The following is an 18,197-nucleotide window of genomic DNA, read 5'->3' on the forward strand; positions in this document are numbered from 1 at the left end:
GTCTCAGGTTTAAGCGATAATCCCATCATCACGTTGCCTGCCATGGCAGCATGATCAATCCGGCTTAGCCGGAGGTCGCTGTGGCTATCCCAGCGAACCTACACCACGCTGTGGGACACGATCCATCGAGATGAGAGGTGCGGCTGGTTCGCCTTATCTTTCAGCCATATGCTTCACGATAAATCGAATAAGGCGATTTTGATGTTTGGAACCGCCATCGATGGTAGAGCGCGGAGCAGCATAAACCGGTCGACTGCTGCCAAAATTACGGACGGTCTGCATTTGGGTAGCGGAAATTGCCCCGCCGAACGGCTTAGATGGGTCGAGAGCTTTGATGATGGAAAAGGAACTGTCCGCAGCTAGGAATGAAAAAAGGGTGGCTGAGCGTTTCATAAGGGTCGGTTTCGCCAATGCGCCAAGCCGTTTCGTGGGGCGAAGCTGTCATTCCCGCTGCTTCGCTCGCTCAAACATGGGAGGCCGAAAGTCGAGGCGAGGACCCCCATGCTGCCGAGTTAAATCAATGTCCCATGACTGCCATGTCTCCCGTGCGGCTCCCTGCGGGAAAGCCGTGCGCACGCGATGACCATGCCACCGTGAAGCCAACGCATATCAACGCGAGCATGGCCCAGGGAAATGCTGCAACACCCCAAGTCTCAAGCATAAAACCGCCAGCAAGGCCGCCCGCTGCGATCGCACCGTTCCAGGCAACGACATTCATCGACAGAGCCGTGTCCGCGCTGTCGCCGGCAGCATCTGCAAGGGCGGTCTGGAGCAAAGTTGCCGCGCCGCCAAAAGTTAGCCCCCAGATCGCAGTGCAGGCGTAGATGACGATAACGGACCTAGCGCCCAGCACAAGCGTCACAGTAACCAGTGCGAACAGGGCAAGACTGGCCAGCACGGTCGAACGCAGAAAATGGTCTATCAACTTCCCAGTCAGCCATATTCCGACCAAGGCTGTCATGCCAAATGTGAGCAGGACGAGGTCCACACGGTCTGCCAGACCAGCAGGCGTCACGAACGGCGCCACATAGGTATAAAGGATGTTGTGCGCGAGCATCCAGCTGACGACTACCCCTAGGACGGGACGGACCCCCGGTGTCGTGAGAACGCGGTAAAGCGGCATTCGCGCACTGCGGGCCTGACCGGGATAATCGGGAACCTTCGCCAGCACCCACAGGATCAGCACGATCGTGAGCAGTGACATGACACCAAAAGCAGAACGCCATCCGACTGCGGCACCCAGCCAGGTTCCGAAGGGAACACCGAGTGACAAGGCTACAGGCGTTCCAACCATGGCAATCGCCATCGCTCTGCCCTGTTGTTCGGGTGCGACCATCCGGCGCGCATATCCTGCCAGCAGGCTCCAGGCCAGGCCCGCCGACATGCCGGCCAGGAAGCGGGCTGTCATCGTGAGCATAATGTTATGTGAAAGTGCAGTGATCGAGTTGAAGACGAGGAAACCGGCAATCGTCGGCAACAACACGGTGCGCCGACGCCACGCCTGCGTCGCGATGCTGAGAGGAATGGCAGCGATCAGCGAACCGATTGCATAAGCCGTAACAGTTTGGCCCGCGAGCGCTGATGAAATGTCCATGCTCGAGGAAATTTGCGGCAGCAGTCCGGCCGGCAGGGTTTCAGTGGCGATGCAGATGAAGCCAGTCATCGCTAGCGCTAGAAGTGCGGAAACTGGCATGGGACCGCTTTGCCGGTTGCATTCTTCGTTCGGCATGGAAACCTTCACATTTATGGATTGATCGATCCACAAATACGCGGGTGACAGTCGGATGGCAATGATTTATAGAATGATTGATCCATAAATGAGGATGGCATGCCACGCACAGGACGCCCGCGCACTTTTGACCGAGACGCCGCCATCGATGCGGCGATGATGCTCTTCTGGGCCCAAGGTTATGAGCCGACATCCTTGTCGCAGCTCAGGTCCAGCATGGGCGGGCTATCGTCGGCCAGCTTCTACGCGGCTTTCACGTCCAAGGAGACGCTGTTCCAAGACGTCGTGGACCGTTACATCGGATCCTATGGTCAGGTGACCGCCAGTCTCAAGGACGATACGCTTGCTCCGCGCAATGCGATCGAGACGGCATTGCGCAAATCGGCCGCTATGCAAACGGCGCAATCGCATCCCTCAGGCTGCTTGATCATGCTTGGCGCCAGCAACTGCTCGCCAGAAAATCGGCAGGTGGAAGCGATCCTGGTGCAGGAGCGTCAACGTAACCGCCAAGGGATCGAACGGCATGTTGAGAGAGCAAAAACTGACGGAGCGTTTTCACCAGCTACTGACACTGTCGCAATGGCACGGATGTTTAGCACCTTCCTGAGCGGTATATCAGTGGAGGCCAGAGACGGCGTCCCTTTATCGCAGATCGACGCAGCGATTACGTCGTTAATGCGGATTTGGGATCAAGCTGCAGTCTGACGCTGGTTTGGACTGACGGCATTCGGCCGAGTTCGCTCAGATCGACCGTGAAGGCCCTACAGAATACCTCGACCTTTAGCGCTGACCTAACCCGTCAGCTTACATCGCATTTGGCCGGAAGGTTCGCTGTGAAATGCCGACAGTGCCATAATCTCTTGGTCGCCGACGGCGACAGAACGGGTAGGAGGTTCCGTGAGCGCCGCGGCCCGTGCTTTCCGCATTGACGCAGTGCAGCATCGAACTTAACAGCGCGCACTTCCCCAAGCTAAGCCTTTTCAGGCGCAGCCTTGCTCCGCGCTGGAGGCGCCCTGTGACCATGACCACGACTTTCGCCGATCTCGATCTTGCCCCGCTTTTGCTGCAGGCGCTCACGGAGGAAGGCTATGTCAGCCCCACGCCGATCCAGGCCCAGTCCATCCCGCTGCTGTTGCAGGGACGCGACATGCTGGGCATGGCGCAGACCGGCACGGGTAAAACTGCGGCTTTCGCGCTGCCGCTGTTGCATCGCCTTGCCGCTGATCCCCGCCCGGCACCCAGGGGCGGTGCCCGCGTTCTGGTTCTGGCGCCGACGCGCGAACTGGTGTCCCAGATCGCCGCTGGCTTCGAGAGCTTCGGGCGCCATCTGAAGCCCAGCGTCACGACGATCTTCGGCGGTGTCAGTCAGCTCCATCAGGTCAACGCGCTCAAGGCCGGCGTGGACATCATCGTGGCGGCGCCGGGTCGTTTGCTGGATCTGGTAGAGCAGGGCCTTTGCGACTTGTCCGCGCTTGAGGCGCTGGTGCTCGACGAGGCTGACCAGATGCTGGACATGGGCTTTGCCAAGCCGATCGAACGCATCGTCGCAAAGCTGCCCAGGGATCGGCACACATTGCTGTTTTCCGCCACGATGCCCAAGTCCATCACGGCGCTGGCCGATAGCCTGCTGACCGATCCGGTCAATGTCGAAATCGCCCCGCCGTCCACCACCGTGGACCGGATCGACCAGTCAGTGATGTTCCTTGATGCAAGCAACAAGAAAGCCGCGTTGCTTGATCTGTTGCGCACGCCGGACATGGGTCAGGCGGTCGTTTTCACATTGCAGAAAAACATCGCCAACGAAGTCTGCACCTTCATCAGCGAGGCTGGCATCACCGCCGAAGCGTTGCACGGAAACAAGTCCCAAGGTCAGCGGGAGCGCGCGCTTGACGCCTTTCGTGCGGGGGACGTGCAGGTCCTTGTCGCGACGGATATCGCGGCGCGCGGCATCGATGTCGATACCGTGACGCATGTGTTCAATCACGATCTGCCGAGCCTCCCGGAAGCCTATGTCCACCGCATCGGCCGGACAGGTCGTGCCGGACGCAGCGGAATTGCAGTCACCTTATGCGATGCCGAGCAGCGCGCCTGGCTGCATGATGTGGAGCGCACGATCGGACGTACGCTGCCGGTGAAGGACGATCATCACTGGCATTGCGAAGCGGCACGGCACTCTACCAAGCGCGCGCCTGTGCTGGGCGGCGGTCCGGCCAAACAGATTAAACAGCCTAAAGAGCGCGTCCGCAAAGTCTGGACCGAAGAAGAAAAGCGTGCCGCGCGAGAGGCCGCAAAGGTCGCCTAAATAAGCGACCGCCGGTCGTCGATGATGAGGGGCGGAGCCATTACGACAAGCAAGCTCCCGTTTTTCGCGGGTCGGAGCAGATGAGAGAGCAATATTCGATGACTGGGATTGGTCGCCGCGGAATGCTTTTTCGCTACAAGGCGTCCGAAATGCACCCTTCCTAGATTAAGGCACCCGATCTGTCGGTCTGCAGTCGACAGAGACAAATCGGCGGCTGAGTGCCCGAAAAGGGTCGGACTGTCCAAAGCCCAAATCGCGATACCCGCTTTCTTTGCGCAAAGGCGACACTTTCTAGTGGATGAAAGGTCCACCCGCGATGCTCCAGCCGGAAGCAACCGGGGCAGGCGTGGAGGTGACGAAATGTCTGAAGCCCCTGGATGACGGTCACGTAGGCGACCGTGTAAGCGAACAGGCCGTAACATGAGTGAACTCTGAGCAATCCTCGACAAGGACGATGTGCAGGCCGACCCGTCAACCCTTGCGGGGAAGGTTGATATGGTCGGGCAAGTTTGAGCGACGTTGGAACCCGTCTGCTGCACTGGGGTAGGCGCACGTCCCAGCTTGGTATCTGCACTCAGACCCGCGATCCACTGGGCGATGATGTAAAGGCTGTTGAATGGCCCCACTTTCCCTGCAAACTGGGCCACGAAATGGCCGGGCATTTATGCTTCAGGGATGATGAGCGGCGTCCAGCCTGCGCGGCGAGCGCTGGCGTCGACGGCGGTGGCGATGAATGCCATGGACCGGACGCCATCGTCTATGCCGGGCAGCAACGGGGCAGGTTCGCCGCGCAGCATCCGGGCGAAATCGCTGTAGAGGTTGGCGAAGGCTTCCAGATAGCCTTCCGGGTGGCCACCGGGCATGCGCGTCGCGGCGCACGCATCGGGGCCAAGCGCGGCGTCGCCCGCCTGAATAATCTCCGTGCGCCCGTCGCCATGATGCAGCGTCAGCACGTTGGGCGATTCCTGCCGCCAGTCGATGCCGCCATGTTCGCCATAGATGCGAATGCGTAGGCCATTGCGTTCGCCAACCGAAATCTGCGATGCCATCAGCACGCCGCGCGCGCCGGTGTCGAACCGCAACAATATGGTGCAGTCATCGTCCAGTGCGCGCCCCGGCACCACAGCGGCCAGATCCGCCAGCAATGCCGTGACGGTCAGGCCGGTGACGAACTCCGCCAGATGAAAGGCGTGGACGCCGATGTCGCCGATGCATCCGCCCAAGCCCGAACGTGCCGGATCGACCCGCCATTCGGCCTGCTTGCCGCTCGCTTCGCCTGCCAGCCAGCCCTGCGGATATTCCACCACGACCTTGCGAACCTTGCCAATTTCCCCGGCGGTGATGCGCGCTCGCGCTTCGCGCACCAGCGGATAACCGGAATAGGTATAGGTCAGCGCATAGGGCGTGCCCGACGCCGCGCAGCTCCAATGCTTCGTCCAGCGTGGCGGTGGCGGGCTTGTCGCTCATCACCGGCACGCGGACGTTCAGCGCGGCGATGGCGGCAGGCAGGTGCATGTGATTGGGCGTGACGATGGACAGGAAATCGATGCCGTCGTCCCGCCGCGTCTCGTTCGCCAGCATGGCGTTCAGGTCGGGATAGGCACGGGCTGCATCGATGCGATATTGCGCGCCCGCCTCGCGCGAACGTTCGGCACTGCTGCTGAACGCGCCTGCAACCAATACGATATGCCCGTCCAGTTCCGCTGCGATCCGATGGACCGGACCGATAAAAGCGCTGGGCCCGCCACCAACCATGCCCATACGGATTTTTGCACGGATTCCTGCCACGTCTCTCCTCCTTATTGTCGTTCAGATTGCGGCGATGACGCGTTGGTCGATATTCCCAAACGGCGATCCGTCCCGTCCCAGCGCCGCCATTCGCACCCTGTCGCCAAAATGGAGAAAGGGCGTTTCCGGCTTCCCGCCCGCAATCATCTCGATCGCTCTGCGTTCGGATATGCAAGATGATCCGACGCTGGCATAGTCGGTGTTGGACACGGTGCCGGAACCGATGATGGTGCCAGCGACCAGATCGCGGGTCCGTGCGGCGTGTGCGATGAGGTCATCGAAGCCGAATGCCATTTCGCGGCCATGGGGATGGCCGAACCATTGACCGTTGACCTGCACTTCCAGCGACAGGTGAACTCGACCTTCGGCCCACGCATCCCCCAGTTCGTCGGGAGTCTTTCCAAAATTATGAAAGTCATGTTTGATAGGCGCTGGGAACTCAGGAAAGGGCAGCCATCGGGCGGTCATGCCCGGAACCTGCCATTCTCCTTACAGCCGGCTTCAGTCGTAACGCCAAGCCGTGGGGACAAGCGCTGAACTTCGGCATATGGCAAGAGCTGCCTCTCAGCCTGTCGCATGGGAATGGCGGGTTTGTAGCAATTTTCATCGTCAGGTCGGAGGGGCCTCCGCTGTTAGATTCGACAACTCCAGAAGCGGGGGGTGGAGACTTAAATATCAGATGTCTTCGCTGGCGAATTGCGGCATCGTCCGACGCGCGCTCCCGCAACCAAACATAATCTCACTCAGTAACGCCAATATCCCACAAGCAAACCCGCCGGGAAGCGAGGTTTTTTATGGAATATGCCTTCGCGCGAAAATGAGCTTCAACTCGCGTCACGGAACGCTCCATAGGACCGCCATCATCGCGGGTTGCCGAGAAAACGCCCTCACGGCATGTTTCTATAGTCTGTTCACCGGATCCCGCTTGGTCCCCTGACTTTTGCAGAAAGTGGAGGTTCCACCGGACCGGCTGCCTGTTTCATCTTCCAGAGAGGCCTTCGGGCCCTAACAGATCGCTCCAAATCGCAAGGGCGACCGTGACTCAGGGATTTAATTGATGGAACAGCTTCTTCGTGCGCGTCGGCAGTCGATCCTGGCAGGAACGGCGCTCATTGCTCTGGCCCTTCCGGCCGCTCCGGCACTGGCGCAATCCGCGGCACAGCCCGAACAGACCAACGCCGAAACCGGCTCCAATGCGTCCGCGCAAGGCGAGATAGTCGTAACCGGTTCGCGCATCGATCGCCCCGGATATGAATCGCCGACGCCTCTGCTGCACATGACGCAGGCAGACCTTGATGTCGTCAGCCGGACCAACATCGGTGCGGCGCTCGCCGACCTGCCGCAGTTCAAGGCATCGCAGTCGCCGCAAACGTCGGGCACCAACGCACAGGCCGGCCGCTTCCCGATCAACATCCGCGGGCTTGGTGAAACCCGCTCGCTCGTCCTCGTCGACGGCCGCCGTCTTGTCAGCGACAACGACCTCAACACCGTACCATCCATCATGATCAAAAGCGTGGACATCGTCACCGGTGGCGCCTCGGCCGCCTGGGGCTCCGACGCGGTCGCCGGTGTCGTCAACATGCTCATCGACAGCGACTATGACGGCGTTCGCCTTGGTGCCGAAGGCGGCATCTCTTCGCGTGGGGACGCGGGTCAGGTCAAGTTCGAGGGCAAATATGGCACGGCCTTTGCTGACGGCCGTGGCCATTTCGTGATCGGCGGCGAGTATGTCAACAATGACGGCATCCTGAAAAAGACCGACCGCAAGAACACCGGCCGTTTCGCCACCGTCAACAACACATTGACGCCCGATGTTGGGCTCGCCACCCGTCTGATCGGCGGATATATCATTTCGGGCGCTCTGCGGGGTTATGGCTTCAACCCGGACGGCACCCTGCGCGTGCCCGACATCGGCACCGTCGTCGGTACCAACATGATCGGTGGAGAAGGCCCGTCCGATGACGAGCGCAGCCCGCTGATCACGCCGCAAAAACGCTATACGGTCATGGCCAAGGCGTCCTACGAGCTGACCGACACGCTCAAGCTGAGCGCTGATCTGCGTTATTCGCGCTATTATAACAGCTACACCTGGTTCGGCGACAATACGGGCAGCGTCACCATCCGGTCCGACAATGCGTTTTTGAATGATAACATCAAGCAGGCCCTGGCCGCAGCCAGACAGACCAGCTTCACCATGGCCCGCTACAATGCGGATCTGTCGTACAGCACCATCAATCTGGACCGTCGCAGCATCCAGGGAACGATTGCTCTGGACGGCAGCTTTGACGACGGGCGCTGGCGCTACGGGGCTTATTACAGCCACGGCCAATATCGCAACAAGATCAATACGCCGGGCTTTTTGATCGCACAGAATTTCGCCAATGCGGTGGATGCGGTTATCAGTCCGACCACGGGTCAGGCCGTATGTCGGTCGGGCGCTGCGGGCTGCGTACCGCTCAACCTGTTCGGGGAAGGTGCGCCTTCGCAGGCGGCGATCGACTATGTCACGGGCACGCCGCGCCTCAATGGCCTGAACAAGATCGACACTTATGGCGTGTCGCTGCGCGGCGAGCCAATCGACTTGCCCGCTGGTCCTGTATCGATCGCCATCGGTGCAGAAGGACGCAATCTGTCCACCGCCAACACGGTCGGTGCGCTCGATGCCGCCAAGGCGTTCAGCACATTCTACTTCAGTTCCCTGCGCGGCAAATATGACGTCAAGGAAGCCTTTGCCGAAATCGTCGTGCCGGTCGTCAGGGACGTGCCGATGCTGCGCAAGCTGGAGTTGAACGGCGCTGCACGGGCGTCGGATTACAGCACCAGCGGCACCAGCTGGTCGTGGAAGCTGGGCGCCACCAACGAGTTCCTGCCGGACGTGATCGGCCGTGTTGCCCGTTCGCGCGACATTCGCGCACCCAATGTGAGCGAGCTCTATTCGAACCAGACCGTCAGCTATGTCGGCGTGGTTGACCCCCTTTACAGCAGCGAGGGCAGCCGCAGCGTGCTCGTCTATGGTGGCGGCAATGCTTCACTCAGGCCGGAAAAGGCCGACACCTGGACCGTAGGCATCACGACGGCTCCGATGCGTGGCCTGACCGCGTCGATCGACTATTTCAACATCTCGATCAAGGATGTCATCACCAGCATTAGCGCGCAGGTTCTGGTCGATCGTTGCAATACGGGCAATGCCAGCCTGTGCAATTACATCACCCGCGGCACGGACGGGCGGATCGCCAGCGTCGCGTCATCGTCGGTCAATCTGTCGGAATTCAAGACTGACGGCGTCGACGCGGAACTGGCCTATACGATGCCGGTCAACAATGATGCCAACGGCAAACTCACTTTCCGCCTGCTTGGAACCTGGGTGAACCACTTCACCACCGATGACGGCATCAGCAAGGTCGAATATGTGAAATCGCAGGGCTATGCCTTCGTCAACGGCGTGCCGCGCATTCGCGCCAATGCCTCGGTTGGCTATGTCAGTGACGGGTTCAGCGGCCTTGTTCGGGCACGCTATCTCTCGTCGGGGTATTGGAACCGCACCAGTAAGGCGCTGACGAACAATCATATTCCGGCCTATACCTATGTCGACCTGCAACTGAGCCAGAAGATTCCGTTCGGCGAGGGCAAGCATTTCGAACTGTACGGCAATGTGTCGAACCTGTTCGACAAGGAACCGCCGCTCTATTCGACCTTCTCGCCCTATTATGACGTGATCGGTCGCTACATGACGGTGGGCGCGCGCCTGGAATTCTGAAGACGCCTTGTCAGGCATCAAAAAAGGCGGCGGGTGCGAACCCGCCGCCTTTTTCTTTGCCATTCCATGTCGACAGGACGGGCGTTTCTTTCCGCTTAATTGGTAAAGCGGCGCATCCATTCCACCAATGTCGCATCGGGGTGTGAGGACAGGATATCGGCCAGAACCTCCGGCCGTTCGTCCTGCCCGAGTTTGAATATGCCAGCGCACGAACGGACCTCCGCCCGAAAGCCGATGATCGCCCCCGCCAAACGGGAATAGCGAGCGCCCAACGCCTCCTTGCGCCATGGTGCGATGCGGTCACGCTCCATATGGTTGATCAGCATGTCGAGGGCAGGCTCTGTCAGCGCATCGTCGAAATGAAGGTCGGCCGCTATCTTCAGTTGGACATAGTTCCAGGTCGGCGCCCAATCGCGCAGACCCGCATGTTCGGGCGAGACATAGCCTTGGGGGCCGGTGAACAGGATGTGCGCACGACAATCTGTCTGAAGCGCGTCATGCAGCGGATTATGGCGCGCCATATGTCCGATCAGAGCGATCAGGCGTCCATCCCGGTCATATTCGCCGAGAAGGGGGAGCAGCGATGCCGCGGGCTGCTCTACGCTAGCGCAGGTCTGGACCCAGGCGAGCGGATATTGCCCAATCAGGAAACGGACGTCCTGCGGACCATAAGCGGAAAATGCTTCGTTCAATGTGCTGCTTCCCCATCTATGCAGCGGATCGACACCGCCCGAAAATATGCAATGGAGCCGTGCCTGGCCCACCTCAAGGGCCAGTATATCGAAATCAGCGGGTCCAGCTTTGGATTGCCTATCGGCCCATGAGCAATTAGGGCGGACATCATTCACAACGAATGGAACAGTCAGGCCGGGACCACAGGATCATGCTTCGCCCCCTGCACGTCATGCTTGGTGACAGGATCGATCCTGCACTGCCGACCCCGATCTATATTCAGGTCATTGCGGCCATAATCCGGGACATCGAGCGGGGTAGGCTGGCGCCGGGCACCTATCTCCCGGGCAGCCGGCAACTGGCGACCGAACTCAACCTCAATCGCAAGACGATCGTATTCGCCTATGAGGAACTGATCGCACAGGGTTGGCTGGAATCCTCAGGCACGCGCGGCACGATGGTCGCCACGACCTTTCCCGATCCCGTCCGTGGGAAGCGCGCGGATCCGCTGGAATTCAAGTCTGCCCAAAAGCCCAATCCGCAATATAGGATATTGCCGACGCCCGCCCGACCGCTGGCACTGCCGGGCGGACCGGGTATAAAATTGGATGAAGGCGCGCCCGACGGCCGCCTGTTTCCAAACGAAGCGCTCATGCAGGCCTATCGCAATGCCTTGCTGCGTCCGCCGGCTGACAGTCACCTGCAATATCGCGATCCCTTCGGCACGTTACAGCTCCGCTCGGCAATCGCGGACATGCTGCGCCACCAGCGCGGCCTGACGATCGGGCCGGAAGAAATCTGCGTCACACGCGGTAGCCAGAACGGCCTCTTTCTGACGGCTCAGGCCCTGATCCGTCCCGGTGATGCCGTGATCGTCGAAGAGTTGACGTACGAGCCGGCGCTCGCAGCCTTCCGCATGATGGGCGCCAAGCTCGTGTCCGTGCCTTTCGACGGACCGGCGATCGACATCGACGCGGTGGAGAAGGCGTGTCGCAAGCATAAGGTGCGCGCGATTTTCCTGACCCCCCATCACCAGTTCCCGACCACCAGCGTATTGCGCCCCGAACGTCGGTTGGCGCTCCTCAATCTCGCCAAGCAGTTCGGCTTTGCGATCATCGAGGATGATTATGACCATGAATTTCATTTCGCATCTCAGCCGCTCTTGCCCATGGCGGCCTTTGCGCCAGACCATGTCATCTATCTCGGCTCCTTGTCGAAGCTGATCGTACCAGCCTTGCGCGTCGGCTACGTCGTTGCGCCCGAGCCGATGATCCGCGCGCTGGGACATTATGTGTCCCTGACAGATGGCATGGGGAACACAGTCACCGAAGATGCCGTCGCCGATCTCATCACCAGCGGCGCGCTGAGACGCCATGCGCGCAAGGTGCGCAAGATTTATGGCGAACGTCGCGAGCGTTTTGCCGAAAGGCTGCGCCAAAGCTTTGGAGATCGGATAGCGTTTGAAACGCCCAATGGCGGGCTGGCTTTCTGGCTGCGCTTCCCCGGCATCGATCTTCTCGCGCTCGAAACCGAGGCTAAGGCGCTGGGCCTGCGCTTCGCGTCGTCCGAATCCTTCATGGTGCACCCGCAGGCCGAGCGCGGCCTGCGCATCGGCTTTGCCAGCCTCAACGATATCGAGGCGGAACGGGCGATCCAGACATTGGCGAAAGCGTTGGATCGGATAGGATAGGTCAATATTCGAAGGAGGCGGCGCTGCCCTGCGCTTCCTCGAACGCAGCAGCACGCGCTCTCGCCACGGCGACCTCCCGCTGCGACATGCCTTCGAACCATTGCGCGGCATGCGGCTTGCGGCGCGGCCACTGTTCATCGAGCGTAGCGGCATCATAAAGACGCCCATTCTGCATCACAAAGCTGAGCGATCGCGTATTGCAAATGTCAGCCAGCGGATCGCGATCAAGGATCAGCAGGTCGGCCAGCTTGCCGGGTTCGATCGAGCCGAGGTCGAGCGCGCGCCCGATCACTTCGGCGGAGCCTATCGTCGCGGCGTGCAGGATCTGCATCGGGCTGCCCCCGCCAGAGGCCATCGCTTCCAGTTCCCAATGATAGGACAGTCCCTGAACGACGCCATGTGCGCCGACACCAAGCAATCCGCCAGCATGGCCGATATCGCTTGCCTGCTTGGCAAACATCGAGAAGCCTTGTCCGTCAGCGCGATTCCATTGCGCGGAATCGCGCTTCGCCGCGAAAGCGAATTCGGGAACGAAGCGGTTCAACTTGGCATCGAAATCCTGCTGGTGGCCCGCCGTCATCATCCCCAGCGGCCCCGGCGCGCCGTATAGTACCAGCATAGTGGGTACAGTCGAGATTCTCGATCGCACGAGCATCTGCATCACATCGTCATGCACCGGTGCGATCGGCAGGCTATGTTCGTTGCCGGCATAGCCGTCGAGCATCTGGGTCAGGTCGAGCCGGTAATCGCTCGCGCCTTCGGTCGTGGGCATCAGTCCCAGCGCCTGCGCGCCTTCGATCAGGTGTCGCCGCGCGGCGCGGTCGCCGACCATATATTGTTTGATGTTCGGCGTGCGGTAATAATCCGAATAGCGTCGCAGCGTGGCAATGGCTTCCTCGCGACTATTCATCGGGCTGGTGCGGAACACGCCTTCACCCGTTGAAAAAGCGCGCTGGCCGATCATCAGGCCAGCGTCGATCATGTCGGCATAGCCGAACACATCGGGATCGAATGTCTGCACATCCAGACCGGCAGTAACACCATAGGCAAGGTTGGCGGAGAAATCCCAATGGCCGATGTCGAGGATGCGGCGGCGCGTTTCGAACCAATGGGCGTGGGCATCGACGAAGCCTGGCACGATGAATTTACCAGTGACATCGGATATCTCGGTACCCCGAGGAACCGGGAAGGCCCCGCGCGGGCCGATTGCGGCGATGCGGTTGTCGACGATCAGCAGGTCGGCGTCGTCGATGATCTCGTCCGCCTTCATCGTGGCCACCCGCGCCCCGCGCAGCAGCAATTTGCCCTTGGGCACGTCGCGGGGCAGCACCACGTCCATCTTCGCGCTGCGCGCGCGCCCTTCTATGATAGCGGGCGTGCTGTTTTCCGTAGCGCCCAATGCCAGTTGCCGCACCGTCGATCCAACCGACCAGAGCAAAGAGCGCATGTCCGGCGCCCAATCCATATAGTCCGCACCGATCGCGGTGATCCGCCGCGCGCCCGAAGCCGGGTCGCTGACCGTAACAGTCGGCGCAGCGCTTCCGTCTTTCGCCGCCGGGACCGGCACCAGATAGAGTTGCGAGGCATAGCGCACCAGCGCCGTCCTGCCGTCCGCGCTGAGTTGCGCATTTTTGACCGGTGCCGGCGCATCGAAATATTGGCTGTCGGGACGGGCTACCAGCTTGACCAGTTGCTTGACCGCGTTCTTGCCCTGCGTACCGGCATCGACGGCATGCGAGGAAATCCAGCCATCGGCATAATAACGCACGCGTGCAGGATCGGCATCGCGGCGCAGGTCCATCGCGGCGCCCACCTCTCCCAATATCAGGCTATCGCCGCCCTGTGCCGACAGCCGCACCAAAGTCGAGGGCATCGGCCCAAGGCTTTCGGCAGACCGATAGAGGCGGTCATGCTGGCTGGCCGAAAAGGCCACCACGGCCTTGTCGCCCGCCAGGAACAGCGGTTCCGAATAATAGGCGGGCTGCGTCGTGATCCGGCGCGGCGCGGTCTTGCCATCTACCGCCGCGATCCAGACATGGCCGCCCTCCTTCGCTGTCCAGGTGACATAGGTGACGAAGCGCCCATCGTCCGACCAGCTGGGTTGCCAGGCAGCGCCGGGGACGTCGAGGCGGCGCGGTCTGGCGCCCTTGCGGTTGTCGGCAAGGTAGAGCCGCCCGACGGCGCCGAAGATCACGCGCTTCCCATCAGGCGAAAGGCGCGGGGTCTGGATCACCCGAATGTGGACCGGCCCGGTATCGACACGATGCTGACGGCGCAGGTCCGGTCCCATTTCCTGTCGCACATGCGCTTCGAATGGGATGTCGGTCAGGTCGCCAGAGGCGATGTCCAGCCGCTTCAGTCCGCCACCAAGACCCAGATAAATGCTGCGATCATCGGCGGAAAAGACCATGCGCGGAAGCAGGTCGACATAATAGCCACCAGACTGGCCATCCGGGTCGATCGGGCCATGAAGCAGACGATCCGTTCCGTCCGACAGATCATGCAGGCGCAAGGCGGTCTTTCCGTCTTCCCGCGTGGCATAGGCAAGCCAGCGGCCATCATGCGACAAAAGCGGGCGCATGCCGCCGCCCGGCGTCGTCAGGACAGCGCTCTGCTTGCGGGTCGCCAGATCGAACCGCGCGATCGTCCAATGGGGTAACGGGCCGCTGGTCCATGTGGTCCCGGCCTTGATCGCGTAATAGAGGCTCTTGCCATCGGGGGCGACGACGACGCCCATCGCATTGCGTCGTTGAGGGTGAGGATCATCACCGTTCGGCTGCGCCTTTACCAGCACGTCGTGCGTACCGCTTTCGACATCGAACGACCATAGTTCGAAGGCCAGGACACCCCAGATCATGCGCGAGACATAGAGCGTCTTGCCATCGGGGGACCATGCCGGGGAACTATAGTGGGCAGCGCCGTTGGCTTCCTTCGACACGCGACGTGCATTGTCGCCATCGACGTCGGCGACCCAAAGCGCCTCGGCCCCGTCGCGATCGCTGACGAAGGCGATATGGCGACCATCGGGCGAGAAAACGGGCTGGGTATCGAACGCGGCGCCGGTCATGACCGGGCGGGCCTTGCCCCCTTGCGATGGCAGGGCGTAGATATCGCCGAGAAGATCGAACAGGATCGTGCCCCCGTCCGGCGACACATCCAGCGCAGGCCAGGTAACTTCCCGCGTATCATATTCGATCACGCGCCCGGTGAGCGGCGGCAACGGATTGGCCCAAGCCACCGAACTTGCCGATATGGACCAGCCTGCCAGGATTGCCGCATTCGCCAGCCACTTCTTCACGCCGTCACCCTTCGCGTCCCTTATCAACGCCTGTGTCATTGCCGGTATGCTGTCGCGGTGGAACATCCAGTTTCTGCCTGACCAAGGGACCACCGCCGGATTTGCCGGTCAGACCGTACTCAGCAACAGGCTCGTTTCGCTGTTGAGCACGCCTTCGATCATCCGCACCTGCCGGAGCACACGGTCGAATTCCGACAGGCTGGCGGCGTGGATATCGGCCACCAGATCCCAGTTTCCATTGGTAGTATGCAGCGTCCGAATCTCGACGATGCCTCTCAGCTTGCGGATGACCTCTGTCGTCGATTTGCCGGTAATCTCTATCATCATCACCGCACGAACCGAAAGATCGTCATAGTCGTCGCGCACCCGGATGGTGAAACCCAGCAGCGTGCCGGTGTCGACGAGCCGGTCCAGCCGGCTTTGCACCGTACCGCGCGCCACGCCGAGGGCATCGGCAAGCTTTGAAAGGGACGCGCGGCCATCGGCCCTGAGATGGCCGATGATGCGTCGATCGAGGTCGTCCGGAATGAACTTCGCGAAGCCGGTCATGAATGCGCTACATCTTGGGCAAATTGATCAATTTCACTATAAAAATTGTCTAATGTTGAGCGTATTGCAAGGCGAAGTTGCGATTTTGATCAACATATGCCGGCGGTAGGATTGCGGCGCACCCATTTCTCCCAAGGAATTTCCATGGCCCCAGCACCGTCCCCTTTGGCTTTCATCCCATTTGTCAGCGTCGAAAACATGATGCGCCTCGTTCACCATTTCGGGATCGAAACCATGTTGCGCGAACTGACCGACGCGATCGAGGCGGATTATCTGCGCTGGCATCTTTTTGAAAAGACGCCCCGGCTCGCTTCGCATTCGAAGGAGGGGGTGATCGAATTGATGCCCACTTCGGACGGCGAGGCTTTCGCGTTCAAATATGTGAACGGTCATCCCAGCAATATCGCCAAGGGCCTTCAGACCGTCGCTGCCTTCGGATTATTGGCGCGGGTGGACACGGGCTACCCCCTGCTGCTCGCCGAAATGACGCTGCTGACCGCGCTGCGTACTGCGGCCACATCCGCAATGGTGGCGCGTCGGCTGGCCCCGGCAGGATCGCGCGTGATGGCGATGATCGGTAATGGCGCACAGGCGGAATTCCAGGCGATCGCCATGAAAGCCATTGTCGGCATTGAGGAAGTACGCCTGTTCGACATCGACCAGGCGGCAACGCAAAAGGTCGCGCGCAATCTTGCGGGGTCGGGATTGCGGGTCGTGCCTTGCGACACGTCGGAAGATGCGATCGAGGGTGCCCACATCGTGACCACTTGCACCGCGGACAAGGTCTATGCCACGATCCTGTCCGATAACATGGTCGGCGCGGGTATTCACATCAACGCCATCGGTGGCGATTGCCCCGGCAAGACGGAGTTGCATAAAGACATACTCGGACGGGCCGCTACCTTCGTCGAATTCGAGCCGCAGACCCGTATCGAGGGTGAGATCCAGCAGATGGACGATTCCTATCCGGTCACCGAATTCTGGAAGGTGCTGAGCGGCGAGGCGCAGGGCCGTACCGATGCCCGGCAGATCACTCTGTTCGACAGCGTCGGCTTTGCCGTGGAGGATTTTTCCGCATTGCGCTATGTCCTTGGCAAGCTGGAAGGTACCGAATATTTCCAGCAGCTGGACATGGTTGCCGATCCTGACGATCCACGCGACCTGTTTGGCATGCTTCAGCGCGCTGCAGCCTGACGGGGGATTTGCGATCCGGCGCGGGCTGGTCCCGCGCCGTGATCCGATATTGGACCTTTACCGAGCAAATACCCCGGCCAAGAGAAGCGCAACATTCAATCATGAGGAATGACAGTGGGCGATAAGATCCTGGAACGCATGGCGATGAACCGTAGAACCATCCTCGCCGCCGCACCGGCTGCACTCGCCGCTGGAGCTAGCCCTGTCTTTGCTAAATCCGCCGCAAGGAAGGGGCCGAGCGATATCGTCCTCATGAACGCTACCGATCTTTCCGCCGCGATACGCCGTCGCGACCTGTCCAGCCGAGAGGTCATGACCGCCCATCTCGCGCATATCGACACGCTCAATCCGCGCTTCAATGCCATCGTGTCGCGGGTGGATAGCGAGATGTTGATGCGCCAGGCTGCGGCGATGGACGAGGATGCCGCCGCCGGCCGCTTCCATGGTACCTTGCACGGCTTCCCTCATGCGGTGAAGGATACCGCACCGGTCAAGGGCATTGCCAGTACCCAAGGCTCGCCGATCCTTCGCAACAATATCCCCAGCGCCGACAGCCTGGTCGTCGCACGCATGCGAAAGGCCGGCGCGGTCTTCATCGGCAAGAGCAATGTGCCCGAATTCGCGCTGGGTTCGCACAGCTTCAATCCGCTATTTGGTACGACGCATAATGCCTATGCCTATGGCAAGGCGGCAGGCGGCAGTACCGGCGGCGGCGCAGTGGCGCTCGCGCTGCGGATGGTGCCGGTGGCCGATGGCAGCGATTTTGGTGGCTCTTTGCGTAACCCTCCGGGCTGGAACAATGTCTTTGGCTTGCGTCCCTCGTTCGGCCGCGTGCCATCCGTGCCCAATAGCGACATGTTCTGGCAGAATTTTGCGACATCGGGGCCTCTGGGCCGGACCGTTGCCGACCTTGCCATGCTGTTGTCGGTTCAGGCGGGCGAAGATAGTCGTGCGCCTTTCTCGCTCGGTGATGATCCTGCCATCTTCGCCAAACCTCTCGACCGGGATTGGAAGGGCGGCAGCATCGGCTGGCTGGGCGATCTGAGCGGTGCTTTGCCAATGGAGGCCGGTATCATGGATACCTGCACTAACAGGCTGCGGAAAAAGGGTTGGCAGAGCCGGCCATTGGCCTCGCTTTCGCCGTTTTCTAGCCCAAGGCGTCAGTCATTCTGGGAGGTAACCTTCCAGAATCCGGTCGTTTTTGACCGGCCTCGGGCG

General features: G+C 60.7%; 13 protein-coding genes and 1 pseudogene. 6 read left to right on the top strand and 8 right to left on the bottom strand.

Translation table 11 applies throughout. From position 1 onward, the window contains the following. Positions 1-153: 153 nt before the first annotated feature. Entirely contained in the window at positions 154-393 is a 240-nt protein-coding gene (locus F4U94_RS22425; RefSeq protein WP_150412261.1) for a hypothetical protein, read from the bottom strand. Positions 394-517: 124 nt separating this feature from the next. Next, complete coding sequence (locus F4U94_RS22430; protein ID WP_232016353.1) at positions 518-1,663, bottom strand: MFS transporter; 1,146 nt, start codon at positions 1,661-1,663, stop codon at positions 518-520. A 165-nt stretch (positions 1,664-1,828) separates the two neighbouring features. On the opposite strand from F4U94_RS22430, the gene F4U94_RS22435 reads away from it, so the two are divergent. After that, on the top strand, positions 1,829-2,434 hold the full coding sequence (locus F4U94_RS22435) for a TetR/AcrR family transcriptional regulator (protein ID WP_120253329.1): 606 nt from the start codon (positions 1,829-1,831) through the stop codon (positions 2,432-2,434). A gap of 316 nt (positions 2,435-2,750) precedes the next feature. Further along, complete coding sequence (locus F4U94_RS22440; RefSeq protein ID WP_120253328.1) at positions 2,751-4,031, top strand: DEAD/DEAH box helicase; 1,281 nt, start codon at positions 2,751-2,753, stop codon at positions 4,029-4,031. A 662-nt stretch (positions 4,032-4,693) separates the two neighbouring features. Here the strand turns inward: F4U94_RS22440 and F4U94_RS25485 are convergent. The 3 genes and pseudogenes from F4U94_RS25485 to F4U94_RS22450 all read right to left on the bottom strand — a co-directional run bounded on the left by F4U94_RS25485 (position 4,694) and on the right by F4U94_RS22450 (position 6,287). Then, complete coding sequence (locus F4U94_RS25485) at positions 4,694-5,395, bottom strand: Gfo/Idh/MocA family protein (RefSeq protein ID WP_331852631.1); 702 nt, start codon at positions 5,393-5,395, stop codon at positions 4,694-4,696. Between the two features lie 115 nt (positions 5,396-5,510). Beyond that, positions 5,511-5,792 (bottom strand): annotated as a pseudogene (locus tag F4U94_RS25490) (Gfo/Idh/MocA family oxidoreductase); the annotation flags it as partial. Positions 5,793-5,840: 48 nt separating this feature from the next. Continuing rightward, a complete protein-coding gene (locus F4U94_RS22450) occupies positions 5,841-6,287 on the bottom strand; it encodes a fumarylacetoacetate hydrolase family protein (protein WP_120253327.1) in 447 nt (148 codons plus the stop codon). Positions 6,288-6,876: 589 nt separating this feature from the next. Here F4U94_RS22450 and F4U94_RS22455 point away from each other — a divergent pair. Then, complete coding sequence (locus F4U94_RS22455) at positions 6,877-9,576, top strand: TonB-dependent receptor domain-containing protein (protein ID WP_120253326.1); 2,700 nt, start codon at positions 6,877-6,879, stop codon at positions 9,574-9,576. Between the two features lie 95 nt (positions 9,577-9,671). Here F4U94_RS22455 and F4U94_RS22460 read toward each other — a convergent pair whose 3' ends face one another. Then, positions 9,672-10,268, bottom strand: coding sequence for an FMN-binding negative transcriptional regulator (locus tag F4U94_RS22460; protein WP_120253609.1), 597 nt, complete (start codon positions 10,266-10,268; stop codon positions 9,672-9,674). Positions 10,269-10,459: 191 nt separating this feature from the next. Between F4U94_RS22460 and pdxR the strand changes: the two genes are divergently transcribed. Next, positions 10,460-11,938, top strand: a complete 1,479-nt coding sequence (gene pdxR / locus F4U94_RS22465; protein ID WP_120253608.1) for a MocR-like pyridoxine biosynthesis transcription factor PdxR — start codon at positions 10,460-10,462, stop codon at positions 11,936-11,938. A 1-nt stretch (position 11,939) separates the two neighbouring features. Here pdxR and F4U94_RS22470 read toward each other — a convergent pair whose 3' ends face one another. Both F4U94_RS22470 and F4U94_RS22475 read right to left on the bottom strand, forming a co-directional pair. Next, the gene (locus tag F4U94_RS22470) at positions 11,940-15,275 is read right to left on the bottom strand and encodes an amidohydrolase family protein (protein ID WP_249042104.1); all 3,336 of its coding nucleotides are present in this window, start codon (positions 15,273-15,275) and stop codon (positions 11,940-11,942) included. 69 nt (positions 15,276-15,344) lie between these two features. After that, on the bottom strand, positions 15,345-15,785 hold the full coding sequence (locus F4U94_RS22475; protein ID WP_120253325.1) for an Lrp/AsnC family transcriptional regulator: 441 nt from the start codon (positions 15,783-15,785) through the stop codon (positions 15,345-15,347). Positions 15,786-15,929: 144 nt separating this feature from the next. On the opposite strand from F4U94_RS22475, the gene F4U94_RS22480 reads away from it, so the two are divergent. Together F4U94_RS22480 and F4U94_RS22485 are read left to right on the top strand one after the other, a co-directional pair. Further along, the gene (locus F4U94_RS22480; RefSeq protein WP_120253324.1) at positions 15,930-16,979 is read left to right on the top strand and encodes an ornithine cyclodeaminase; all 1,050 of its coding nucleotides are present in this window, start codon (positions 15,930-15,932) and stop codon (positions 16,977-16,979) included. 114 nt (positions 16,980-17,093) lie between these two features. Beyond that, positions 17,094-18,197, top strand: a 1,104-nt coding sequence (locus F4U94_RS22485; RefSeq protein ID WP_249042105.1) for an amidase family protein, incomplete at its 3' end; no start/stop codon positions are given.

It is taken from the genome of Sphingobium limneticum, from assembly GCF_008710155.1.
GTDB lineage: Bacteria > Pseudomonadota > Alphaproteobacteria > Sphingomonadales > Sphingomonadaceae > Sphingobium > Sphingobium limneticum.

Coding starts and splice junctions, on each gene's coding strand:
- F4U94_RS22425 (WP_150412261.1), bottom strand. CDS start 393: ATGAAACGCTCAGCCACCCTTTTTTCATTCCTAGCTGCGGACAGTTCC.
- F4U94_RS22430 (WP_232016353.1), bottom strand. CDS start 1,663: ATGACTGGCTTCATCTGCATCGCCACTGAAACCCTGCCGGCCGGACTG.
- F4U94_RS22435 (WP_120253329.1), top strand. CDS start 1,829: ATGCCACGCACAGGACGCCCGCGCACTTTTGACCGAGACGCCGCCATC.
- F4U94_RS22440 (WP_120253328.1), top strand. CDS start 2,751: ATGACCACGACTTTCGCCGATCTCGATCTTGCCCCGCTTTTGCTGCAG.
- F4U94_RS22450 (WP_120253327.1), bottom strand. CDS start 6,287: ATGACCGCCCGATGGCTGCCCTTTCCTGAGTTCCCAGCGCCTATCAAA.
- F4U94_RS22455 (WP_120253326.1), top strand. CDS start 6,877: ATGGAACAGCTTCTTCGTGCGCGTCGGCAGTCGATCCTGGCAGGAACG.
- pdxR (WP_120253608.1), top strand. CDS start 10,460: ATGCTTCGCCCCCTGCACGTCATGCTTGGTGACAGGATCGATCCTGCA.
- F4U94_RS22470 (WP_249042104.1), bottom strand. CDS start 15,275: ATGACACAGGCGTTGATAAGGGACGCGAAGGGTGACGGCGTGAAGAAG.
- F4U94_RS22475 (WP_120253325.1), bottom strand. CDS start 15,785: ATGACCGGCTTCGCGAAGTTCATTCCGGACGACCTCGATCGACGCATC.
- F4U94_RS22480 (WP_120253324.1), top strand. CDS start 15,930: ATGGCCCCAGCACCGTCCCCTTTGGCTTTCATCCCATTTGTCAGCGTC.